Annotated in this window: 24 protein-coding genes and 1 other annotated feature; of the genes, 21 read left to right on the forward strand and 3 right to left on the reverse strand. The window is 45.2% G+C overall.

Features of this window, described 5'->3' with window-relative positions:
* Positions 1 to 2 precede the first annotated feature (2 nt).
* The 19 genes from I2B62_RS08700 (at position 3) to I2B62_RS08790 (ending at position 15,517) form a co-directional block, all read left to right on the forward strand.
* Positions 3 to 1,118, forward strand: a complete 1,116-nt coding sequence (locus I2B62_RS08700) for an N-acetyl sugar amidotransferase (RefSeq protein WP_195268581.1) — start codon at positions 3 to 5, stop codon at positions 1,116 to 1,118.
* Positions 1,118 to 2,281 (forward strand): LegC family aminotransferase, encoded by a 1,164-nt coding sequence (locus tag I2B62_RS08705; protein WP_195268917.1) that lies wholly within the window; start codon positions 1,118 to 1,120, stop codon positions 2,279 to 2,281. Before I2B62_RS08700 ends, I2B62_RS08705 begins: the two co-directional genes overlap by 1 nt.
* A gap of 15 nt (positions 2,282 to 2,296) precedes the next feature.
* Positions 2,297 to 3,340: a sugar phosphate nucleotidyltransferase gene (locus tag I2B62_RS08710; RefSeq protein ID WP_195268582.1), complete on the forward strand. Its 1,044-nt coding sequence runs from the start codon at positions 2,297 to 2,299 to the stop codon at positions 3,338 to 3,340.
* Between the two features lie 3 nt (positions 3,341 to 3,343).
* Positions 3,344 to 3,979 carry an acetyltransferase gene (locus tag I2B62_RS08715; protein ID WP_195268583.1) on the forward strand — a complete coding sequence of 212 codons (636 nt, stop codon included), beginning with the start codon at positions 3,344 to 3,346 and terminating at the stop codon, positions 3,977 to 3,979.
* 14 nt (positions 3,980 to 3,993) lie between these two features.
* Positions 3,994 to 4,992, forward strand: coding sequence for an N-acetylneuraminate synthase (gene neuB / locus I2B62_RS08720; protein WP_195268584.1), 999 nt, complete (start codon positions 3,994 to 3,996; stop codon positions 4,990 to 4,992).
* Positions 4,989 to 6,161, forward strand: coding sequence for a UDP-N-acetylglucosamine 2-epimerase (gene neuC / locus I2B62_RS08725; RefSeq protein ID WP_195268585.1), 1,173 nt, complete (start codon positions 4,989 to 4,991; stop codon positions 6,159 to 6,161). The genes neuB and neuC overlap by 4 nt, the downstream gene beginning before the upstream one ends.
* The gene (locus I2B62_RS08730) at positions 6,154 to 6,861 is read left to right on the forward strand and encodes an acylneuraminate cytidylyltransferase family protein (RefSeq protein WP_195268586.1); all 708 of its coding nucleotides are present in this window, start codon (positions 6,154 to 6,156) and stop codon (positions 6,859 to 6,861) included. The genes neuC and I2B62_RS08730 overlap by 8 nt, the downstream gene beginning before the upstream one ends.
* On the forward strand, positions 6,851 to 7,717 hold the full coding sequence (locus tag I2B62_RS08735; RefSeq protein WP_195268587.1) for a glycosyltransferase: 867 nt from the start codon (positions 6,851 to 6,853) through the stop codon (positions 7,715 to 7,717). The genes I2B62_RS08730 and I2B62_RS08735 overlap by 11 nt, the downstream gene beginning before the upstream one ends.
* A gap of 201 nt (positions 7,718 to 7,918) precedes the next feature.
* Positions 7,919 to 9,331, forward strand: a complete 1,413-nt coding sequence (locus I2B62_RS08740) for a hypothetical protein (protein ID WP_195268588.1) — start codon at positions 7,919 to 7,921, stop codon at positions 9,329 to 9,331.
* A gap of 269 nt (positions 9,332 to 9,600) precedes the next feature.
* Positions 9,601 to 10,608: an acyltransferase family protein gene (locus tag I2B62_RS08745; protein ID WP_195268589.1), complete on the forward strand. Its 1,008-nt coding sequence runs from the start codon at positions 9,601 to 9,603 to the stop codon at positions 10,606 to 10,608.
* Between the two features lie 201 nt (positions 10,609 to 10,809).
* On the forward strand, positions 10,810 to 11,532 hold the full coding sequence (locus I2B62_RS08750) for a hypothetical protein (protein ID WP_195268590.1): 723 nt from the start codon (positions 10,810 to 10,812) through the stop codon (positions 11,530 to 11,532).
* A 159-nt stretch (positions 11,533 to 11,691) separates the two neighbouring features.
* The gene (locus tag I2B62_RS08755) at positions 11,692 to 12,324 is read left to right on the forward strand and encodes a hypothetical protein (RefSeq protein WP_195268591.1); all 633 of its coding nucleotides are present in this window, start codon (positions 11,692 to 11,694) and stop codon (positions 12,322 to 12,324) included.
* 1 nt (position 12,325) lies between these two features.
* A complete protein-coding gene (locus tag I2B62_RS08760; protein WP_195268592.1) occupies positions 12,326 to 12,856 on the forward strand; it encodes a hypothetical protein in 531 nt (176 codons plus the stop codon).
* Between the two features lie 8 nt (positions 12,857 to 12,864).
* Positions 12,865 to 13,269, forward strand: coding sequence for a hypothetical protein (locus tag I2B62_RS08765; protein WP_195268593.1), 405 nt, complete (start codon positions 12,865 to 12,867; stop codon positions 13,267 to 13,269).
* 129 nt (positions 13,270 to 13,398) lie between these two features.
* Positions 13,399 to 13,611: a hypothetical protein gene (locus tag I2B62_RS08770; protein WP_347707803.1), complete on the forward strand. Its 213-nt coding sequence runs from the start codon at positions 13,399 to 13,401 to the stop codon at positions 13,609 to 13,611.
* A gap of 12 nt (positions 13,612 to 13,623) precedes the next feature.
* Positions 13,624 to 14,235, forward strand: a complete 612-nt coding sequence (locus I2B62_RS08775; protein WP_195268595.1) for a sigma-70 family RNA polymerase sigma factor — start codon at positions 13,624 to 13,626, stop codon at positions 14,233 to 14,235.
* A gap of 94 nt (positions 14,236 to 14,329) precedes the next feature.
* Positions 14,330 to 14,557, forward strand: a complete 228-nt coding sequence (locus I2B62_RS08780; RefSeq protein WP_195268596.1) for a hypothetical protein — start codon at positions 14,330 to 14,332, stop codon at positions 14,555 to 14,557.
* A gap of 99 nt (positions 14,558 to 14,656) precedes the next feature.
* Complete coding sequence (locus I2B62_RS08785; RefSeq protein WP_195268597.1) at positions 14,657 to 14,896, forward strand: DUF2922 domain-containing protein; 240 nt, start codon at positions 14,657 to 14,659, stop codon at positions 14,894 to 14,896.
* A gap of 63 nt (positions 14,897 to 14,959) precedes the next feature.
* Complete coding sequence (locus I2B62_RS08790; protein ID WP_195268598.1) at positions 14,960 to 15,517, forward strand: D-Ala-D-Ala carboxypeptidase family metallohydrolase; 558 nt, start codon at positions 14,960 to 14,962, stop codon at positions 15,515 to 15,517.
* 6 nt (positions 15,518 to 15,523) lie between these two features.
* Here the strand turns inward: I2B62_RS08790 and I2B62_RS08795 are convergent, their stop codons facing one another.
* On the reverse strand, positions 15,524 to 16,027 hold the full coding sequence (locus I2B62_RS08795) for a MogA/MoaB family molybdenum cofactor biosynthesis protein (protein WP_195268599.1): 504 nt from the start codon (positions 16,025 to 16,027) through the stop codon (positions 15,524 to 15,526).
* A gap of 10 nt (positions 16,028 to 16,037) precedes the next feature.
* Complete coding sequence (locus I2B62_RS08800) at positions 16,038 to 16,733, reverse strand: HesA/MoeB/ThiF family protein (protein ID WP_195268600.1); 696 nt, start codon at positions 16,731 to 16,733, stop codon at positions 16,038 to 16,040.
* A gap of 140 nt (positions 16,734 to 16,873) precedes the next feature.
* Positions 16,874 to 17,132, forward strand: a binding site (T-box leader).
* A gap of 110 nt (positions 17,133 to 17,242) precedes the next feature.
* Between I2B62_RS08800 and I2B62_RS08805 the strand changes: the two genes are divergently transcribed.
* Both I2B62_RS08805 and I2B62_RS08810 read left to right on the forward strand, forming a co-directional pair.
* Positions 17,243 to 18,781 (forward strand): sodium:solute symporter, encoded by a 1,539-nt coding sequence (locus tag I2B62_RS08805; RefSeq protein ID WP_195268601.1) that lies wholly within the window; start codon positions 17,243 to 17,245, stop codon positions 18,779 to 18,781.
* 150 nt (positions 18,782 to 18,931) lie between these two features.
* Entirely contained in the window at positions 18,932 to 19,525 is a 594-nt protein-coding gene (locus I2B62_RS08810; protein WP_195268602.1) for a DUF2284 domain-containing protein, read from the forward strand.
* Positions 19,526 to 19,564: 39 nt separating this feature from the next.
* On the opposite strand, the gene I2B62_RS08815 is transcribed toward I2B62_RS08810, so the two are convergent.
* Positions 19,565 to 21,550, reverse strand: a complete 1,986-nt coding sequence (locus tag I2B62_RS08815; protein ID WP_195268603.1) for a hypothetical protein — start codon at positions 21,548 to 21,550, stop codon at positions 19,565 to 19,567.
* Between the last annotated feature and the right edge of the window lie 5 nt (positions 21,551 to 21,555).

The following is a 21,555-nucleotide window of genomic DNA, read 5'->3' on the forward strand; positions in this document are numbered from 1 at the left end:
GAATGAAATATTGTAAGAGATGTGTGATGCCGGATACCCGCCCGGGGATTGAGTTCAATGAAGAGGGTATTTGTTCGGCGTGTGTTGCCTATGAAAAAGCAAAAGAAACGGATTGGGAACAACGCTACAAAGACCTAGAAAAATTATGTGACCAATACCGGGGAATGAACGGGTCGTCTTATGACTGTGCTATCGCCGTCAGCGGCGGTAAAGACAGCCATTATCAGGTGCATATTATGAAGGAAGTTATGGGGATGAATCCCATTCTTTTTTCAGTCGAAGATAATTTTAAAATGACAGAGGCCGGAAAGCATAACCTTAAAAATATATCAGAGACATTCGGATGTAATATTATTTCAATAAAACCAGATATAAAAACACAAAAAAAATTAATGCGTAAAACATTTGAGGCCTTTGGAAAACCCACATGGTTCATTGACCGTTTAATTTACACTTACCCACTCATGATGGCCTTAAAATTCAATACACCACTTCTGGTTTATGGAGAAGATGTCAGCTATACATATGGTGGATCGAATGCTGTGGAAACATATTCCGCCAAAAACCAGATTTTTAATGGGGTAGCGTCGGATATGGAACTTGATTTTCTACTGGGTGAAGGCGTTACAGAAAAAGATCTGTCTTTGACGAATCCACCATCTGAAGAGGAGCTTAATAAGCTTGATCCGATTTATTTAAGTTACTTTTTGCCATGGAATAGCTATAAAAACTATGTGTTTGCAAAAAAGCGCGGCTTTCATGATTTAACACATGAATGGGATCGCACGCATCATATTGAAAACTTTGATCAAATTGATTCACCAGCGTATTTAGTTCATTCCTGGTTGAAGTATCCTAAATTTGGACATGCTGCCGCAACAGATTATGGAGCACGATTTATTCGTTATGGAATGATGACGCGAGAAGAAGCGGTTCAGCTGGTGAAAGAGCACGATCATAGTTTAGACTCAAAATCTGTACAGGATTTTTGTGAATTTTTAGGATATACAGAAGATGAATTTTGGACTGTTATTGACAAATTATATAATAAAGAGCTTTTTTATAAAGATGTTTTTGGCCAATGGAAATTAAAAAAGCCGATCTGGGAAGAAAAATGATGAAACCATTTATCCCTCTATCCGTCCCAAACATCAAAGGTAATGAAATCCAATATGTGACCGACGCCCTCGAAAAAGAATGGGTCTCCACGGGCGGGACTTATATCGACCGGTTTGAAAAAGAAATTGCCGTTTATGTGAATGTGGATTCGGCGGTCGCCTGTCAGAGCGGTAGCGCAGGATTACATTTGTCCCTTGTTTTAGCCAATGTGACCCGTGAAGACATGGTCATTGTGCCAACCTTAACCTTTATCGCGGCCGTTAATCCTGTGAAATATTTAGGCGCTGCACCAGTTTTTATGGACTGTGATGGCTCTCTCTGTATGGACATGGATAAGCTTCAGCGCTTTTGCGAAACCGAATGTGAATTGAAAGATGAAAAGCTGATTCATCTTGAGACGCAAAAGCATGTGAAAGCAGCAATTGTGGTTCATGTTTTTGGCAATATGGCCGATATGGAAAAAGCCGTCATGATTGCGGACAAGTACCACCTGATTCTCATTGAAGACGCAACCGAAGCATTAGGGTCATATTATACAAAAGGAGACTTTGCCGGAAGATATGCCGGAACCATTGGCGATATTGGCGTTTATTCCTTTAACGGTAATAAGATCATCACCACCGGAGGCGGAGGGATGATGGTCACCAAAGATCCAGTGTTGAGCCAGAGAGCAAGGTATCTATCAACCCAGGCCAAGGACGATGCCGTTAACTTTATCCACGGCGACGTGGGCTATAATTACCGCATGACCAATCTTCAGGCAGCTGTCGGGGTCGCCCAGCTTGAAAAACTTAATGATTTTATTGCGGTAAAAAAGGCCAACTACCAACGCTATGAAAAAGGCATTCAAACCCTGAATGGGCTTCGGCTGCTGCCTTTTAACCAGGCCATCGAACCCAATTACTGGTTTTACAGCCTATATATTGAAGATTTAGAAAAATATTCAAAAAAGGCAATCATCAAGACACTGTCCGAAAACAATATCCAGTCAAGACCTATCTGGGGCTTGATTCATGAACAGAAGCCCTACCAGAAGGATAGGACTTTCGACATCGAAAAAGCAAAAGATTATCACAGACGTATTGTCAATCTGCCCTGCAGCAGTAACCTGACTGCGGAGGAAGTTGATCGTGTGCTTGAAACCCTCAGTAATATAAAATAACAACGGGAGACCACCATGCATTTTCAGGATCTATTTATTAATGAAAACAAAACCGTTCTCGAGGCCATGAAACAGCTGGACACCGTGAGCAAGGGCATCCTTTATCTGGTGGACGAAAAGAGCCGGCTTCTGGCAGCCCTGACCGATGGGGATCTTCGCAGGCATTTGTTGAAGGGCGGACAGCTGCAGGAGCCCATCAAAGTGATTGCCAATTACAGCCCGAAATATATTTTCCTTGAGGACAGAGAGCAGGCACAGCAGACCATGCGTGAAAAGCATATTCTCTCCATCCCGATTGTGGATCATGAGAAGGTAATTAAGGGAATCTGTTTTTTGAACAATGGAGCGTTGGAGGAGAGACAAAAGCTTAAATTGCCGGTGGTCATGATGGCAGGAGGGAAGGGCACACGGCTGTATCCTTACACCAAGGTTTTGCCCAAGCCCCTCATTCCCATTGGCGATCTGCCCATCGCGGAGCATATCATCAATCGGTTTATGGATTTTGGCTGTGATGCGTTTCATCTGATCGTTAATCATAAAAAGCAGATGATTAAGGCTTACTTTGCCGAAACGGAGATAGCTGGCCAGATTACTTACTATGACGAGACCGAGCCTTTAGGTACAGGCGGGGGTCTTAGCCTGTTAAAGGGAAAAATCCATCAGCCTTTCTTTCTGACAAACTGCGACATTATTGTCAAAGCCGATTACAGTGATATTCTGGATTTTCACAGAAAGAATGGCAATACCATCACCATTGTCTGTGCCTACAAGCATTTCACCATCCCTTATGGTGTTATCACCATGGGGGAAGGCGGCGATATTGCGGATATGACCGAAAAACCTGAGTATTCCTTTTTGACCAATACCGGCTTTTATCTTGTAGAGCCCGAGGTTTTGAATGATATTGAGGAGCATGTCAGCATCGGCTTTCCAGACATTGTTGAGAAACAGCGGGAGCAAGGTAAAAAGGTGGCCATTTATCCCGTGAGTGAAAAATCCTGGATGGATATGGGACAGCTTGAGGAGATGGAAGAAATGCGGAAAGGCTTGGGCGTGTAGCGGATGGAAAAGATACTTTTAATCGGTGCGGGCGGCCATGCCAAAAGCGTAATCGACAGCTTGAAATCCCAGGGAAAATATGAACCGGCAGGTATCATTGATAAAACTGGGGTTGGTGATACGCAGGTTCTCAGCATTCCAATTATTGGGACAGATAAAGATCTGCCGCGCTTTTATGAAAAAGGGATACAGCATGCCTTTGTTACCGTCGGCAGTATTGGCGATACCCGTATACGCCAAAGGCTCTACCAAAAACTGAAAAAAATCGGATTTACCTTGCCCAATATCATCGATCCATCCGCTGTCATCAGTCCTACTGTCAAGCTTTGGGAAAGTATTTTTATTGGAAAAAGTGTTACCGTCAATGCCGGTTCTTCCATAGGTAAGATGGCGATTATCAACACTGGTGCTGTTATTGAGCATGAATGCAGTATCGGTAATTTTTGTCATATCGCTCCGGCAGCGGCCTTATGCGGCAATGTCTCGATAGGAGAAAATACACATATCGGAACTAATGCGACGGTCATACAGGGAATAAAAGTTGGATCAAACGCGTTTGTCGGTGCAGGCAGTGTCGTGCTGAAGGATATTCCGGATAAAGTGCGCGTTGTGGGTGTCCCGGCACGGGAAATCAATTAAAAGGAAGCAATCAAATGAGTGTTTTTATCATCGCCGAAGCAGGCGTCAATCATAATGGTAGTCTAAAACGGGCAAAAGAAATGATCCTTAAAGCCAGAGAATCTGGGGCTGATGCCATCAAGTTTCAGACCTTTAAATCTGAAAGGCTGGTTTCCACATTTGCTGAGAAAGCAGCATATCAGATTAAAAATACTGGTAGTGCCGATGAAAGCCAGCTGGAAATGGTCAAAAAGCTGGAATTAAGCTTTGATGATTTTCGGGAGCTTCAGGCTTTCTCAAAAGAAAAAGGCATTCAGTTTTTGTCCACCCCCTTTGATCTTGAAAGCATTGACTTTTTAAACCAGCTGGATATGCCATTCTGGAAACTGCCGTCAGGCGAAGTTACAAACTATCCCTATCTGGTTAAGATCGCCCAGACCCATAAAGCTATTGTCATGTCCACCGGCATGTGTACCTTGGATGAAATCAGAGAAGCCCTCGCTGTGCTAAGAGAGAACGGTGCGCGTAAAATATCTCTTTTACACTGTAATACCGAGTATCCGACGCCCATGGAGGATGTCAATCTTAAAGCGATGGAAACCTTAAAAAAAGCATTTGGCACACCCATGGGCTATTCCGACCATACAAAAGGCATTGAGGTTCCTATTGCGGCGGTTGCCGTGGGAGCAACGATTATCGAAAAGCATTTTACCTTAGACCGCAGCATGGAAGGACCCGACCACAAAGCCAGCCTGGAACCATCCGAGCTCAAGGCGATGGTTCAGGCTATCCGCAATATCGAAAAAGCCGTTGGAACCGGGGATAAAAAGCCAACACCTTCAGAGATTAAAAATATGGCGATTGCCCGAAAGAGTATTGTCGCCAGCCAGCCCATTAAAAAGGGAGAGGTTTTTACAGAACAAAACATTACCACCAAACGCCCCGGAACTGGCATCAGCGCCATGCGGTGGCGCCAGGTTCTCGGTCAGAAAGCAACACGTGACTTTGCAGAGGATGAGTTGATTGAAGTATGAAAAAAATATGTATTGTTACCGCAACACGGGCAGAGTATGGCCTTTTAAGTCCTATTATCAAAAAATTGGATCAAAATCCCTGTTTTGATGTACGAGTTGTCGCAACAGGGGCCCATCTCTCGCCAGAGTTTGGTTTAACCTACCGTGAAATTGAAAAAGATAAGATTGTCATTGATCAGAAAATCGAGATTCTCATGAGTTCTGACACGCCAGTTTCCATCTCCAAAAGCATGGGTCTGGCCATGATCAGCTTTGCAGAGTATTTTAACCGTACCAATCCTGATATGCTCATTGTTTTAGGTGACCGTTACGAAACCCTAGCTGTTTGCTGTGCCGCCATGAACGCACAGATTCCCATTGCGCATTTATACGGCGGGGAGACAACCGAGGGGGCCATTGATGAGAGCATCCGCCACGCAATCACTAAGATGAGCTATCTGCATTTTACCAGTACTGAGGAATACCGGAGGCGGGTGATTCAATTGGGCGAAGCGCCTGAACGCGTCTTTAAAGTCGGCGCCATGGGAGTCGAAAATATTCTTTCGATAAAGCTGCTCTCAAAAGAAGCGTTGGAGGCGAGTATTGCGTTCAAACTAGATAAGCCCTACGTAGTGATTACCTTCCACCCCGTCACCTTAGAAAAAAACCAGGTTGAACAACAATTTGACGCCCTGTTAAGTGCCTGTGATGCCCATCCGGAGATGCAGTTCATTTTCACCAAAGCTAATTCCGATGCTCATGGAAGAATCATCAACCAGAAGATCGATGACTATGCGTGTAAGCACGAAAATGCCATTGCCTTTGAATCCCTGGGCATGCTCCGTTATCTGAGCGCTTTAAAATACGCACAGATGATCATTGGCAATTCCTCCAGCGGTTTGATTGAGGTCCCCAGCTTTCATATTCCCACCATCAATATCGGTGACCGCCAGAAGGGCAGGATACAGGGAGAAACCGTCATTAACTGTTCGCCTGAAAAAGATGCTGTCCTAAAAGCAATGGATCAGGCGAATGATCCAGCGTTCAGGGAAAGCATACAGGATGCGGTAAACCCTTACGGCGATGGAAAGACCAGTGACAGGATGATTGAAGTGCTCGCTGATTTTTTGATGAATGATCGGATAAATTTGAAAAAGAAGTTTTATGATATAGAGGTTTTGAATGTATAAAGGAAAAAGGATTCTCGCAGTAATACCAGCACGCAGCGGCTCCAAAGGGCTTCCTGATAAAAATATTAAAGAGCTCAACGACAAACCTTTGCTGGCGTATACGATTGAAGCAGCTCAAAAGACAAAAGTAATTGATGAAATTTTTGTATCCACCGATTCAGAAGCGTATAAAGAAATAGCAGAGGCATATGGTGCCAATGTTCCTTTTTTAAGGCACAATACATTAGCGACAGATACGGCCTCCTCTTGGGATGTCGTCAAAGAAGCGGTCATTGAATACGAAAAGCTGGAGCAGAGGTTTGATATTTGTCTGCTTTTGCAGCCAACCTCCCCACTCAGAACAGAAAAAGATATTTTAAACGCACTGGAGATATTTATCAAAAAAGGTGCGAATACAGTAGTGTCGGTATGCGAGACTGATCATTCACCATTATGGGAAAATACACTGCCTGAAGATGGAAATATGAGCAATTTTTTTGATAAAGTCATTACTGGAAAAAGAAGACAGGATTTACCGATTTATTATCGGATCAATGGTGCTGTTTATATTATAAAAAAAAAGCATTTAATGACAAATACTGAAATATACGATGATAAAAGTTTTGCTGTGATTATGGATAAACAGAGCTCGGTCGATATTGATGATCAGTTTGATTTTATGATGGCTGAGATTTTGCTGAGGTTTAAATATGGTAAATGAAAAGAAAAAGGAACCTAAAATTAGTATAATTGTACCAGTGTATAACGTAGAAAAGTATCTATCAAGATGTATAGAATCTTTAATAAATCAAACATTAAGCGATATTGAAATTATTTTAGTGAATGATGCATCACCTGATAATTCACTTAGTATCATGAAAAAATATCAGAAACAAGATCCAAATAGAATTGTAATTATTGACTCAAAAGTAAATAAAAAGCAAGGTGGAGCTAGAAATTTAGGATTAGCAAAAGCTTGTGGAGAATACATTTGCTTTGTCGATAGCGATGATTGGGTTGAAAAAAAACTCTGTGAAAAAGTTTACGAAAGAGCCATTAGTACAAATGCTGAAATTATTTTTTATGATGCATTAGAGACAAAGGATGGAATACAAGGAATATATCTCAAAATGGCCGATGAAAAAAATATGGGGATCATTACCGAAGAAAAAAGAAGGAGACTTATTTTAAATCCAGGTTCATGTTGGGCTAAAGTATATAAAAGATGCTTATTGTTAGATAATGAAATTAAATATCCTGAAAATATTTTTTATGAAGATAATTGTCAAGCCCATATCCCAATGTTGTATGTTAAAAAATGTGATTATATAAAAGAACCCTTATATAATTATTTTCAAGATAATATAAATAGTACAACAAAGAGTGTAGATATTCGAAAAATGAGTGATCGATGTCAATCAGCTATGTTATTCATTCAAGAAGTTCAACACAGAAAATTATATGAAACATATAAAGATGAGATCGATTATGTTTTTTTGAACTATTTTTACTTTACTACAGCTAAGGCTCTAGTGCTTCGATTCAAAAAAGTACCAAAAAAATTTCTAAAAAAATAATATTATATATAAAAAATAATTATTCTGTGTATCAAGAGAATCTATACTTTAAAAATAAAGCAAGAATAAATCAATTATCAGTCAATATATTTTTTTATAATATTACTTTAGCTATTTGTGTTTATAAGCTAATAAGAATTACCATAAAATTAATGAAAAAAATAGGAATAAGAAGGAAAAAAAATTATTCTAGGTTGAGAAATGAATAATAAATTAAAAAACATCGCAAAGAGCTTTTCGTTATCTCTATCAGCTAATATAGTGTCATTATTAATATCGGTATTAACAGTATTAATTGTGCCAAAAGTATTAGATATAACACAGTATAGTTATTGGCAATTATATATTTTTTATTCTGGTTATGTGGCTTTTTTTCATTTTGGATGGGTAGATGGTATATATTTACGTTATGGAGGACAAGAGTATACTAAACTAAAAAAAGAAAGATTTGTAACGCAATTTTGGCTGTTAACAAGTTTTGAGATAATACTATTCTTAATACTAGTTAGTTCTGTCTATTTTTTGATACCTGATAATGAAAAGAGTATAATTTTAATCTTTACTTTCATATCTGGATTTTTATCAATTTTGAAAACCTTTTTTTTGTTTATTTTACAAGCGACATATCTTATTAAGAAATATTCTTTTATTACTATACTTGATAGAATTTTATCCGGAATATTTATAATAATTTTAGTAGTATTAAAAATATCAAGCTATAAGGTATATATAATTATCGATTTGGTTACTAAAGTTATTTCTCTTTTATATGCAATTATAAGTTGTAAGGATATTGTGTTTGGAAAATATGAAAATCTTAGGTCTGGGATAAAAGAGGCTTTTGACAATATAAAAGTTGGTATTAAAATTCTATTAGCTTATATTGCAAGTTCTTTAATAATAGGTATTGTTAGATTTGGCATTGAGCAAAACTGGGATATAGCTACTTTTGGAAAAGTATCAATGACATTAAGTTTATCCAGTTTATTGATGGTATTTATTAATGCCGTAAGTAATATAATGTTTCCACTTTTAAAGCGAGAAAAAAATGAAAGTTTGCCGCTAATATATACAAGAATAAGAACAATTCTAATGCCTATATTATGTGGAACAATGTTGCTTTATTATCCTTTTAAGGTTATTTTGAATATTTGGCTGCCTCAATACTGTGAAAGTATTGAATATATGGCTTTAATGTTTCCTATGTGTATTTTTGAAAGTAAAATGTCATTGCTTGTTAATACATATTTAAAAGCTTTACGTAAAGAAAATACTATTTTTATAGTAAATATAATTTCAGTTATTATGAGTATTTTTGTGACTTTAATTTCAGTATACATATGTAACGATCTTAAACTTACAGTTGTCTCTATTGTTTTGCTCTTGGCATTCAGATGTATTTTTGCAGAACTTCTTCTGGAAAGAAGTTTGAAAATAAAGATAAAAAATGATATAGTTTGTGAGTTTAGCTTAGCAAGTTTGTTTATTATTTTGAATTGGAATGGAGGATCAATAACTTCAGGGGTCATATATTTCGTTGCATTTGTAATCTATGTTTTGTATAAAAAACGACAAATTAGAGATGTATATTTAGAGTGTAGAAAAATACTATAGATATACATTTATGATGTAGTTAAAATTGGATTGATTTAATTAGGTGTAAACAACAACATTATCGCAACAAGACTGGGTGGGTTCAATATCTCGAAACGCCTGTATTTATATCGCATTGGCATTGTCAGCGTTGGCTTTATGCTCATCAATTTGACCTATGATTTTCCGATTCTTCGATGGATCATTATTCTTATATTAGAGTGTGATTTAATTTGTTTTAATAAAAGAATTTTGAAAGAAATAATTCAAAAAGCTCTAAAGGAGAAAAAATGAAAAAAAATTATGCCGTTAGTTACCTTAAATGTATTGCAATTATTTTAGTTTTAATAACTCATAGTATTAGCCCAACAAGCGAACAGAGAATTGGCGGTCCATTTTGGATTGCAATGGCTGTACCAATTTTTTTGATTATCAGTGGATTCAACTTTACGGCATCTTGCGAAAATAAAAAGATTTTTGCAACTCGGGAATGGTTTCGACATAATAATTTATTACCTAAATTAAAACGAATACTTTTACCATATAGTGCTGTTTATGTTCTAGAGATATTCCTTATCTATATTAGTAAGAAATTGGAATTAACGAAAGGAATAATGATTTTTAATTATGTAACCGGTGGATTTGGACCAGGAAGCTATTATATTCCAATTTTGATTCAATTTCTACTTTTATTTCCTTTTATATTAATGGGATTTAAAAGTAAAGCTAAATTGACTTTTAGTATATTATTAGTTATAAATATAGCATTTGATATGGAGTCTACTTATTTATCTGGATATGCATATACGGCATCATTATATCGATTGATGATTTTTCGTTACTTTGGTTTTATAATAAGCGGCGTCATTTTATATTATTACCAAAAAAGAGTAAAAACAAGAGCAATGATTATATGTTTGTTTATTGGATTTGTATATATTTTATTCAAAAATTATTTAGGGATGAAGCCGATTGTTTTTACACTTTGGCCAACAACTTCTCTGCCTACGGTATTATGGGTATTTCCAATTGTATTTTGGAGTTTGAAATATTTGAATATACACCCTAAAAATCAGATTATGCATGTTTATGAATATTGTGGAGATGCATCATATCATATTTTTTTGACGCAAATGGTCTATTATTGTGGAATGGGAAAAATTGTAATCCAAAGCACAAATGAGTTAGTTGGAACAATCCTCAATGTAATAATCTGTTTAAGCGCGGGATGTTTGTTTTATTTTATTGAAAACAAATTTTGGAATTTTAAAAAATTAAATATTCTTAAAAATGAATAGATGGTTTCCGGGACACATCCCCAATCAACCGGCATGTGGGCGCATTCGCGCTCAGCCTGTCGGTTTTATCTTTTTTGTCAAAATCATTGTGAAAGGCGGTGATTCCCTTGGTATCTGCACCTAGGATGATGGTGTTGAAAATGTATGGACGGTAACGTTAGAATGAATTAACAATAAAAAAGGAGTAGTAGAAACAAAAAAATGAAATCGATAACAGAATTAAAATATGAATCCCTGCCCACAGGCTTTGACAACGGGCAGGTCAAGCTGACAGATGAAAACATCGGCAGGATTTTACGGTTTTCGGGCGCGCCGCTGGGGTTTTTGCGGTGCTGTGAGGAAAAGGGCAACAGCACGGTGGTGTTATATGGGGATGGACAGGCCTTTATCATCCCGGTGGAGACCAGGTATTTTCTGGACTGTATCGGGGAATATCTGGATATAAACATGGCAAGACGGCGAAAGACCACCATGCGGTTTGCGGGAAAGAGAAGCAATAACGTCATTTTTTTAGGGGCGGGGCTTGGGTACATTCCGGTCAAGGTGGATGTGCCCTGGGTGAGCGCGAAGCGGTTCAGCTATCTTAACTGGCACGCGGTATACAGAGGGCATGACCGCAGGGCCAGAGCCCTGGTTACTTTTTCGGGCTTTGTGATTCCTTACAGGCAGCGGCCCGGCAGGGTGCAGGAAAAGCTGGACGAGGGCTGGCGCGTCCGGGAAATGTTTATTAAACGCCACTGGCCGGTTTACGGGGAATGGCTGCACTGTAAAGAATGCGGAATTCAAAGCGTATGTCTTGAGTGGCATCATCAAACAGCATCTCCGAACGAAGCTTTTTCGGTTTTACCGGAAGCGCATAAAATAAAACATTATTCCTCAGAAATGCAGAGGTTTACAGTTATTAAAAAACACGATACTTTTTAAACTTTAAAGAGAAAAATATTGCCATAAAAAGATATAAAACGCTGTGTTTTATGTTTTTTTGCTGCTTATCATCCCCTGGAGGCGAGATGCGCTTTATTAAAAAACCGCTATAATTAAACCTAACGTCAGCGCTGGCGAAAGTAACCGAAAGGAAATGGTATGAACGAAGATTTAAAGAGAGATGGGTTTTATGAAGAGCCCTGGTATGATTTAAAGCGGATGTCTGAGGGCTGCAAAGAATGCGCTTACCGGGCGGATGAAACACGCTGCAGGCTGTACTGCCGCTTTTTAGACGCGCAGGGGCAGTGCCGGTGCTTTCACAAGGAGGGAGAGCCCTTTGAGAGCCGCCCAATCGAGTGGGAAATGGCCGATATTGAAAAGCGGCTGCTCAGGGCAGAGACACCCGAGTTTAAGGAGGTGAAGATGATCTGGCTGAACAACGTTTTACTCAGCGATAATCCGCTGCTCTACAACATTTATGATGTTGGAAAAGTTTTAGGCCTGAAACCCTACGAAACGGAAATGTTTCTGCTTAGGCACTGCAAAAAGCAGGATCTGCTTCAGATGCAGGTGCCCCAGCAGGATAACGGCCCGAAGGATTGGTATATGACAGCTGACGGCGTTCGCCGGATGGCCCTTGCGTGCTTTGAAAAGGCTGAAGCCGAGGACAGACTGTGGTTCTTTTACGATGAGTGGGAATGGATCAGCCGGACTTATTTTAAATCGATGCCGCAGATGGCAAAGTGTTTTTACAGCGGCCAGTCTTTAGTGAATATATGGGAGGTAGAGTAGGATGAATAAACCCGTTTTAGCAACTTTGGAACAATGTTTTGGCAGTGATTACCATAAACTGCGCGTATATACCGATATCTATGATGAGGGCAGCCGGAGCTATTTTGTTTTAAGAGAGATCGCGGGGGATTTGGGTAACCGGGATTACCGCTGTTTTTTAAAGAAGGCGCCGGCCTCAGCCATATGCAAAAGGCGTATTAAAGACCGCCGCGGGCGCGCCAGCAATATGCTGATGATCAGCCAGGAGGGGGTGCTGGCTCTGCTTAAAAAACAAGGCGGCAAGGCGGCCACGGGCTTTAAGCGGTATCTGGAAATCTGCGTGCTGCCCGTGGTCCGCCATGAGATCGACGCAGCCCGGATGATGCTGCCTGAAAGCGAAAAAGCAGACAAAAATCAGGAGGAAAAAGAGAACATGGAGGAGGCAATCCGGATGCTCTCGGCCGCTCTGGCCTTTCAGGTCATTAAAAATCAGGAGCTTGAAATGCGGCTCGAAATAGTGGAGGAGCGCCTTTTACAAAGGGCAGCTGCCTGAGGGGCTTCATGAATTTTTTTTCGGAGCTGGAGGCTTTTATCGAGTGGCAGTCCGATCTGCCTGTGGAGAGCAAGCTTTCGGAGGGGGCTGTGGCGCTCTGGATTTACCTGCTTTACCGGTGCAACTGCTGCGCGCTGCCGTCCGTTGATGGACGGTGGCTGTGGCGGGTCGAGTTCTTTGTGCGGCCAGAGGGCATTGAGCGCTTCTTTGGGCGTAGTGACCGCAATATCCGCCGCTACCGAAAGGAGCTGGTAGACGCCGGACGGATGAAATATCAGAAGGCGGTTAAGAACCGGCGCAAAGGCATTTATACTTTAATCCCTTTTGCGGAGAACGTGGCGCCCACGCGCCTGAAGAATCTGGCCGATGAGGAGGTGTCGGTTTTTGGCCTTGTGGATAAGTATGCGGGATAGGGCAGAGCGGACAGATATGACCGCAATGTGGACAAAAAAAGCGGTATCGCGGCAACATCGCGGACACAGGTGTCCGCCATTAGTAATATTATTAATAATATTATATATTAATCTTTATTAATTCAGGAGGTGCGTTTGTACACAAACCGATACGGAGCAGGAAGACCCTGTACAGGGCGGCTGAGACATTACATTGTGGAAGGGGCATGCCGGGTGCGTAAGGTGCTGCCGGCCAGAAGCCCTGAGGAGGCGGAGGATTGTTTTTACGAGGCGGCCGGAGCGGTGGAGGATCATTTCCCGGAGGCTGTTCTGGAGATTATATCCATCCGCGAGGATGAGTGAAGGAGGGTGTGCTTGAGTAAAAAGTACGCGGAGATCGGCGTGTTGGTGACAAAGGCGCAGGCAGGAAGCAAGGCGGCAGCGGAAACGCTGCTGCTGACCTTTAAGCCCTTGATTTTAGCCACCATCAGCGCGTATGTTTACGATAAAACCCAGCTGGAGGATGCCTATCAGGAGGCCTGTGTTATTTTTATGGAGCGTTTAAAGGATTTTAAATCAAAACGGCCGGACTATTTTCCGGCTTACATTAAGCGGCAGCTTTTCTACACGTTTGTCCAGAAAGCAAAAAAGCGGCCGCAGACCTCGGTGCAGGCGGTCCTGTCACTGGATATGCCCTCATCGGAGGGTGTCTGCCTGGCAGAAACATTGTCGGAAGCAGAAGCGGAGGAGAGCGACGCAGACCGGAGCATGCGGGAAATCAAACAGGACAGTGACCTGCGCCTCTTAAAGCTGCGGGTGGCACAGCTGCCAAAAGTGCAGCGGGAGTGTGTTCAGGCCCACTATTACAGGGGGCAGACCTACCAGGCCATTGCGAGGGACCGCGGCGTCAGCGAGCAATGTGTGGCGAGGACCCTGAGCAAGGCCATGAAAGGCCTGCGGAAAGCCTATGGCATTGAAAAAACTTAAAGAAAGCTTAAAAGCAGGGTGGGCGTTTTGGGGATTTGCCATATTGTAAGGTGTAAGGCAGCGCTGCCGGAATTTGAAACAGGAGGCAAACAATATGGCAACCATTGAGAAAACTGTGGAATCGGTGGGAATGAAAATCACCGTCAATTATGGAGAAAAAGATGGAAAAATCGTCAAGGGAAATAAAACCTACGGCGATGTCAAGAAGGATGTGACGGACGAGGCTTTTGTGGGCACGGCCAAGGCCATTACCGGCATGCAGGAGCCCATTCGGGAAAAACAGATGAAGGTGACCGCCGAGGACCTGGTGGAAGTGGCATAGGGTACAGCGCCTTTATCGCGCCGTCAGGCGAGAGCAGAGAACGGGGAATCACAGAGGCGTGGTTCCCTGTAAAAACTAAAATTTGAGAGGAGATTTTAAATGGCAGCAACAACCAGCAAGGATTTATCCATCTATTTTCAGCGGACAGACGGGAAGGAATTTAAAATGACCATTCCGGATTACAAAGAAGGGATTACCGACACGGAGATCAAGACAGGGGCACAGACCATTGTCGATCTGGGCGTTTTTGAGCCTGAGGGGTTCGCTCTGGCCAAGGTGACCGGAGCCGTGAAGGTCGATACCACTAAAACCGATGTGGTCATTGAGGATGCGGCGTAAAAAAGGGGCGAAAGCCCCTTTTTTAGATGGAATCATGAGCAGGCAAAAATGGAAGGGGATTCTATGAAAAAATTTTATAAACGTATTTTTATGACACTGGCCATACTGCTGGTCTTTTTCACCAGCGGCATATTTCTGGTAAACTTTCAGGGCATGCCGGAGGCGGCGCCAGAAGTGGCCGTACCGGAGGTGATAACGCCAGCGCCCCAGTCTCCAGATGAAGGGGGCGTGGATACGCGGCCGGAGCCGGAAGCTGAGGCGCCGTCTGAAGTCTTGGAGCCCCAGGCGTCCGAGCATTTTCTGATGTCGGAATACGCCTGTGACTGCGCGGGCTTCTGCGACGGCTGGCCATGCACCATGAATCCAGAGCTTCTTGAAAAAATAGAAGCACTGCGGTGCACTTTCGGGTGTCCGGTCATCATTACCTCGGGCGTACGCTGTGCGGCGCGAAACGAGGAGGTTGGCGGCGTAAGCTGGTCCTTTCATAAACGGGGCTGCGCGGCGGACTTGTACTGCCCGGGTGTGGCGGTGGGCGATCTGGCGCTGGCGGCCGGGGAGCTGGGCATGAACGTGCTGCCCTACTACAGCCAGGGCTATCTGCACGTCGAGATTAAAGGCTAGGCGGTGCTACTTTTCGGGTGCGGCACAGTCGGCTGAGCCAGCGCTCAACAGCATTTCAAGCCCGTGATCCAGGGCGGGCAGGATGGCGGCCAGGTTCTCGCGGACGGCTTTCGGGCTGCCGGGCAGATTGATGATGAGGGTGCGCCCGCGGATGCCGGCGGCGCTTCGGCTCAGCATGGCCTTTGGGGTGATCTTCAGGCTCTCATAACGCATGGCCTCAGGAATGCCCGGGGTGAGCCGGTCACAGACGGAGACGGTGGCCTCGGGGGTGACGTCCCTGGGGGAAAAGCCTGTGCCGCCTGTGGTCAGAATCAGGTTTACCGGGTCGATGGCGTCGCACAGGGCTTTCAGATTACTCTCGATCACATGTCTTTCGTCGGGCAGAATGGCGGTGTGCACCACCTCATACAGGTCGGTATCCAGCATTTCAGCAATGACCGGACCGCTTTTGTCCTTGCGTTCTCCGCGGGAGCCTTTATCGCTGAGGGTTAAAATGGCTACAGTAAACATGGTATCCTCCTTAAAGATCAAAGGTTGTGAATTCATTGTCGAGCAGGTCGATGTACAGCAGTTTTTTGCGCAGAATTTCCCCTTTTCCGGTGAGAACCTTCAGGGCTTCGCTTACTTCTACCGCCGCGGCAAGGGCGGGCGTAAACGCCGGATTTCCGCCGCTCTGGGGCTTGTAGGCGGCGTCGCCATCCTTGATTTTGTAAAGCAGGGAGAGGGTATCGTCACCCGGAAAAACCGTGGTGACCTGGGCGTTAAAGCCGCCGATGGCGCCGTGAACCAGGGGCTTTTCCAGATTTTTGCAGGCCTTCTGGAGTGTCAGGCGCGCCGGGATATTGTCCAGAGCGTCGATGACAACATCGCTGTCGGCGATAAACTCCTCGGCGTTGCTCTCGTTTAAAAAAGCGTCGTAGACGGTGACACTGACACTGCTGTTAATGGCGTGTACCCTTGAGGCAGCCGCCTCGGCCTTTGGAAAGCCGATGTTTTCCTCGGTGCACAGCAGCTGGCGGTTAAGGTTGGAGACATCGAAAATATCGCCGTCGATCAGAATAAGCCCGTCGATGCCAATGCGGGCCAGCGCCTCGATAATATAGCCGCCGAGGCCGCCGCAGCCCACCACGCTGACGGTGCTGCGCTGGATAACGGCAAAATCATCCGGCGAAAAGGCCGGGAAGTTGCGGTCGTATCGTTTGGTAAATAGGTTCATCAGAAGGCCTCCTCAATGCTTGATATGCCCATTATAGCACGGTTTTACACTAAAAACCAAGATTTCCCGAAGAAATTTATTTTTGACGGATTGACAGATACACTTTAACATGATAGAATTTAAAAATCGAAACTGCAATGTTAAAGGCTGTGACCAGAAAGAAGTAGGAATGCTTAAGTCTCCCAGAGAGCTGCCGGTTGGTGTGAGGCAGTGAGAACGGCGTTTTGAATACATTTTGCGAGCTGTGCACCGAAAGGATTTTCCGAGTAGACTGCAACGGGTGCGCCCGTTAAAGCGCAGGGGTATAAGCGTGTGCGCGCCGTACCCTGTGAGCACACTGGCTGCAAGGCGGTGTGAAATTGAGGTGGTACCACGGGTATGTTAACGCTCGTCCTCTGTCTGGAGGACGGGCGTTTTTTATTTGCCATTTTCCTGTCCGACGGATGCTTTTGTCGCGTTTTGGTATAGCGGATGATCCGCAGATTAAAAGGAGAGGATTATGGTTTGAAATGACAGAAAAAATTGTTTTACTCGTGGCGTTTTTTGCCAGTATGGTGGTTGTTGGCTTTTACTGCCGGAAGCATGCCACCGATGTCAATGGGTTTGTATTGGGGGGCCGGTCCGTCGGCCCGTGGCTAACGGCTTTTTCTTATGGCACTTCTTATTTTTCCGCCGTTATCTTTGTGGGTTACGCCGGACAGTTTGGCTGGAAGTTTGGGGTCGCGTCCACCTGGATCGGCCTGGGCAACGCGGTTTTAGGCTCGCTTCTGGCCTGGGTGGTGCTGGGACGGCGCACCCGGATCATGACCCAGTATCTGGATACGGCGACCATGCCGGAGTTTTTCGGCAAGCGCTTTGATTCCAATAAGCTGAAAATCGGGGCGTCCATCATCACCTTTGTGTTTTTAATTCCCTACACGGCCTCGCTCTATAACGGGCTTTCCCGCCTTTTCGGCATGGCCTTTAATATTGACTATACGGTCTGCATTATTGTCATGGCGGTTCTCACCGGGATTTACGTCATCGCCGGGGGCTATATGGCCACGGCCATCAACGATTTTATCCAGGGGATTATCATGATCTTTGGGATCATCGCAGTGGTGGCTGTGGTTCTGGGGAACAACGGCGGCTTTATGGAAGCGCTGAATACCCTGTCCCATGTCAATGATCCGGCGGTATCCAGCCAGGCGGGGGCTTTTACCTCCTTCTTTGGCCCGGACCCGTTGTCCCTGCTGGGGGTGATTATCCTGACCTCTCTGGGAACCTGGGGCCTGCCGCAGATGGTCGGTAAATTTTACGCGATCAAGGATGAGCACTCCATCAATAAGGGCATGGTGATTTCCACCTTCTTCGCCATTATTGTGGCGGGCGGGTCATATTTCTTAGGCGGCTTTGGCCGTCTGTTCTCCGACCGGATTGATCTTGCGGCCGGAGGCTATGACTCCATTATCCCCACCATGCTGGAGGATCTGCCGTCCCTGCTCATTGGGATCGTGGTGATCCTGGTGCTGTCGGCCTCTATGTCCACGCTGTCCTCACTGGTCATGGCGTCCAGCTCGACCCTGGCCCTTGATCTGATCAAGGACAACCTGATTAAGAACATGGATGAAAAGAAGCAGGTGTTTACGATCCGCTGCCTGATCGTGGTCTTTATCCTGATCTCAGTGGTCATCGCCATTGTGCAGTACAGAAGCTCGGTCACCTTTATTGCCCAGCTCATGGGTATATCCTGGGGAGCGCTGGCCGGGGCATTTCTGGCGCCGTTCCTTTACGGCTTATACTGGAAGCGTGCCACCAAGGCGGCGGTCTGGGTTTCCTTTATCTTCAGCACCGTGCTCATGGTCTGCAATATGATCTTCCGCACGGCTTTTCCGCCGCTGCTGCAGTCGCCCATCAACGCGGGCGCCTTTGCCATGATCATGGGGCTGATCTTTGTGCCGGTGATCAGCCTTCTGACCAAGCCGCCCAGAAAGCGCCTGGTGGACGATGCCTTTGCGTCCTACGATGCCAAGGTTATTGTATCGGTTAAGGAAGACCTGGGAGAATAGACGTCTTTTAAACACCCTCTGCTTTTGGTGGAGGGTGTTTTTTAGCGGCTGGTCAGAGACCGATATGCTTCTACAAAAATGAAAAGGTTTGACAATCAGGATTTTTGTCACTATACTGAGTACAGGTAAATGATTACAGGAGGAATGACAATGGCTGATAATGCGAAAGACAGGACATTTGAAATGGCGGAGCTGCCCAAATACCGGGTGGAGGCCTACGTGGCCGAGGTTCCCGTTTCGGAATACATGGAAAGCTGTGTGGATATTCCCACTTTTTCAGGCTATTGTGAGGCCTGCCCGAGCTATGGTAAAACCTGGGCCTGTCCGCCCTTTGATTTTTCGCCGGAGGATACCTGGCGGGCCTACCGGCGCTTTTATATGAGCGGGAAAAAAATCATCCTTGAGGGCCTGAACGGTACGGCAGAAGATTTTAAAAGAATTTCCGGACAGATCCTTAAAAGGGAGAGCCAGGCCCTTGAGACAGAGCTCATAAAGCTTGAGGCCCAATACCCGGGCAGTTTGGCCCTGTCCATGGGCAGCTGTGATGTCTGTGGGGAAGGGAACTGTACAAGACCTCTGGGAGAGCCCTGCCGCCGGCCGGAAAGAATGCGCCATTCGGTGGAATCCATGGGCGGTAATGTGGGGCTGTCCGTTGAGAAATACCTGAAACAGGAGATACAGTGGATGTCGGAGGAACATCTGCCCGAATACTTTATGCTGATGGGCGGACTGTTGAAAAAATAAAAAAGGGCGGATCCGCCCTTTTTTTATTGCCGGTTATTTTTATAGCTGGAAGCCGGACGCCCCGGCCTCCTCCCGATAAGCCGCCGCCGCTGTGTCGCCGGCCTCAATGGCGATATGAAGCCATTGGCGGAAAATGGTCTGCTCAAGCAGAAGACTGCCCTCTGGCAGCTCGGATTTTTTGATCAGACAGCAGGCTGCGCTTCCTGCACCCAGGCCCTTTTGCAGCCAGGCCTCCTGCTCTCTCACGAGCTGTTCCTGGGAAAGCGGACGGTCCTTGCTTTCGCGGTCCAGCATGCTGTAGTAAAAAACCATACCAAAGGCCGCGTCTGAAAAGCCGAGCTCCCAGGAACGCCGCATGGCTTCGGCCGCCTCAGGGAATTGATTGTCTGAAAGACGCAGCAGTCCCTCAAAGTAAGCGCCGAGGCCCGAGCCCTTTTCGGAGGCTTCGTGCAGCGCGGCGTAAAGCTGCGCGGTTTCTTCATACGGCGTATTTTTGCAGCCCCATCCGAAAAGCTGGCAGAGTGTTTTCAGCGCCAGGATATCCGGATTGTCCGCGGCTTTTTCGCAGAGGCGGTCAAAGGCATTTGTGCCGTTGACCAAAAGGGCGCGGCAGGCATCCCTGTCCGGGCCATCGAAAAAGAAATCATCGCATCTTTCCAAAATCCCCTCAGCCGAATAGTAGGGGAGCTCCGAGAGCGCCTGCGCGTACTCCGCTTCCAGAGCGGCGGGCTCTTTTTGGTACTCACGTATAAACCGCGCGTGTGCGTGCGGTGTGTCACCCGACTCCAAGTCGCCGTAATTCGCCCATTCCATATCCAGATCGGGAACCGTTGTCCCCATGTCGTCAGACAGGTACCGTGAGGCCAGGCGCTGGAAGTGGGAATAATCGCCGGAGGCTTCGTCGTAAGGACAGTTCATGGCCTTTAAGACTTTTTTGTAAAGGGGGATATAGGCGTTTTTTAACGCCGAAAACGCCTGCTCCCAATGCTGGGTCAGCTCGTGTTCTTCGCGGTCCAGCTGTACTTTTTCCTGGTTGGCCGCTTCCGGTGATTCCAGCGCCAGAAAAATGGGCTCGGGATAGTGGATATCCTTGTCGGTAAACGGCGGGTAAGTGTCTTGGCTGCGTCTGATGGAGAAGCTTCCCGGCAGGGAATTATCCCATTCCGCGATGATGGAGAGACGGTCATATATCATCCGTGTGAATAGAGACGCAGGCAGTTCAACCGCGCTGAATAGTTTTTCGGTCTGCCGGTACCAGCCGGTGTTTTTGTATTCGTCCAGATAAATATAATAGCTGGCGCCCAGCTCCGCGATGGCGCGGGCCTGAGCCTCTGTGATCGGCTTTGGCACATAGAGGTAAAGGCCCCTGTGCTGAATCTGCAGATCAAAATAATAGCGGGGCTTGCCAATATCCGGAAGCTTAAACACAGGGGGCTTTTTTTCATCGAAGCCGAGGCTGAGAAAATCCGCAGTCACTTTTTCCAGCCCGGGCAGGTTTTCGTCTTTCAGATAGTTAAAAACCTGTTTCTGGTTGCTGGTGAGGTTTGCCGTGTAGGGTTCCTGGAAAGGCTCTGCGTAATAAGGGTCGGACAGGACTAAAAAGCCTGGAAAGATCCGGGTAAGCTCAAAGGCCTTCATGGAGGGATTGATGTATAAAAATTCAATGGCTTCGCCTCCGTCCAAAGCCAGGTCGCTGGCGACAGCCGCCAGAAGATTCGCGCATTCATTTTCAGCAATGAAATAGACGCCTTTATAATTTCCGGCCGCTGTGAGATGGTGTATCAGAACACCCAGCTCCTCACACTGGCTCCAAAATTCCAAATCCCGGCTGGGGGAGAAGCCCGCCGTATTTTGGCAGCGGGCATAGTCGAAATGCCCTGCTTCTGCGGAAGCCCTGGCCGCCAGGGATTTTTCAAGGTCTGGATGCCGGTCACTGTCGATAAAGTCAAAGACAAGATAATCACAGCCATTTTGCTCTGCCTCGCAGGTGAATCGTTTCATTTGATTTAAATCTGGTTGCTTCATGATAA

Origin of the sequence: Eubacterium sp. 1001713B170207_170306_E7, assembly GCF_015547515.1 — a bacterium.
Taxonomy (GTDB): domain Bacteria; phylum Bacillota; class Clostridia; order Eubacteriales; family Eubacteriaceae; genus Eubacterium.

What these genes read in the sequence shown, in the direction of transcription:
- I2B62_RS08700 (WP_195268581.1), top strand. Translation starts at nt 3, where the DNA reads ATGAAATATTGTAAGAGATGTGTGATGCCGGATACCCGCCCGGGGATT.
- I2B62_RS08705 (WP_195268917.1), top strand. Translation starts at nt 1,118, where the DNA reads ATGAAACCATTTATCCCTCTATCCGTCCCAAACATCAAAGGTAATGAA.
- I2B62_RS08710 (WP_195268582.1), top strand. Translation starts at nt 2,297, where the DNA reads ATGCATTTTCAGGATCTATTTATTAATGAAAACAAAACCGTTCTCGAG.
- I2B62_RS08715 (WP_195268583.1), top strand. Translation starts at nt 3,344, where the DNA reads ATGGAAAAGATACTTTTAATCGGTGCGGGCGGCCATGCCAAAAGCGTA.
- neuB (WP_195268584.1), top strand. Translation starts at nt 3,994, where the DNA reads ATGAGTGTTTTTATCATCGCCGAAGCAGGCGTCAATCATAATGGTAGT.
- neuC (WP_195268585.1), top strand. Translation starts at nt 4,989, where the DNA reads ATGAAAAAAATATGTATTGTTACCGCAACACGGGCAGAGTATGGCCTT.
- I2B62_RS08730 (WP_195268586.1), top strand. Translation starts at nt 6,154, where the DNA reads ATGTATAAAGGAAAAAGGATTCTCGCAGTAATACCAGCACGCAGCGGC.
- I2B62_RS08735 (WP_195268587.1), top strand. Translation starts at nt 6,851, where the DNA reads ATGGTAAATGAAAAGAAAAAGGAACCTAAAATTAGTATAATTGTACCA.
- I2B62_RS08740 (WP_195268588.1), top strand. Translation starts at nt 7,919, where the DNA reads ATGAATAATAAATTAAAAAACATCGCAAAGAGCTTTTCGTTATCTCTA.
- I2B62_RS08745 (WP_195268589.1), top strand. Translation starts at nt 9,601, where the DNA reads ATGAAAAAAAATTATGCCGTTAGTTACCTTAAATGTATTGCAATTATT.
- I2B62_RS08750 (WP_195268590.1), top strand. Translation starts at nt 10,810, where the DNA reads ATGAAATCGATAACAGAATTAAAATATGAATCCCTGCCCACAGGCTTT.
- I2B62_RS08755 (WP_195268591.1), top strand. Translation starts at nt 11,692, where the DNA reads ATGAACGAAGATTTAAAGAGAGATGGGTTTTATGAAGAGCCCTGGTAT.
- I2B62_RS08760 (WP_195268592.1), top strand. Translation starts at nt 12,326, where the DNA reads ATGAATAAACCCGTTTTAGCAACTTTGGAACAATGTTTTGGCAGTGAT.
- I2B62_RS08765 (WP_195268593.1), top strand. Translation starts at nt 12,865, where the DNA reads ATGAATTTTTTTTCGGAGCTGGAGGCTTTTATCGAGTGGCAGTCCGAT.
- I2B62_RS08780 (WP_195268596.1), top strand. Translation starts at nt 14,330, where the DNA reads ATGGCAACCATTGAGAAAACTGTGGAATCGGTGGGAATGAAAATCACC.
- I2B62_RS08785 (WP_195268597.1), top strand. Translation starts at nt 14,657, where the DNA reads ATGGCAGCAACAACCAGCAAGGATTTATCCATCTATTTTCAGCGGACA.
- I2B62_RS08790 (WP_195268598.1), top strand. Translation starts at nt 14,960, where the DNA reads ATGAAAAAATTTTATAAACGTATTTTTATGACACTGGCCATACTGCTG.
- I2B62_RS08795 (WP_195268599.1), bottom strand. Translation starts at nt 16,027, where the DNA reads ATGTTTACTGTAGCCATTTTAACCCTCAGCGATAAAGGCTCCCGCGGA.
- I2B62_RS08800 (WP_195268600.1), bottom strand. Translation starts at nt 16,733, where the DNA reads ATGAACCTATTTACCAAACGATACGACCGCAACTTCCCGGCCTTTTCG.
- I2B62_RS08805 (WP_195268601.1), top strand. Translation starts at nt 17,243, where the DNA reads ATGACAGAAAAAATTGTTTTACTCGTGGCGTTTTTTGCCAGTATGGTG.
- I2B62_RS08810 (WP_195268602.1), top strand. Translation starts at nt 18,932, where the DNA reads ATGGCTGATAATGCGAAAGACAGGACATTTGAAATGGCGGAGCTGCCC.
- I2B62_RS08815 (WP_195268603.1), bottom strand. Translation starts at nt 21,550, where the DNA reads ATGAAGCAACCAGATTTAAATCAAATGAAACGATTCACCTGCGAGGCA.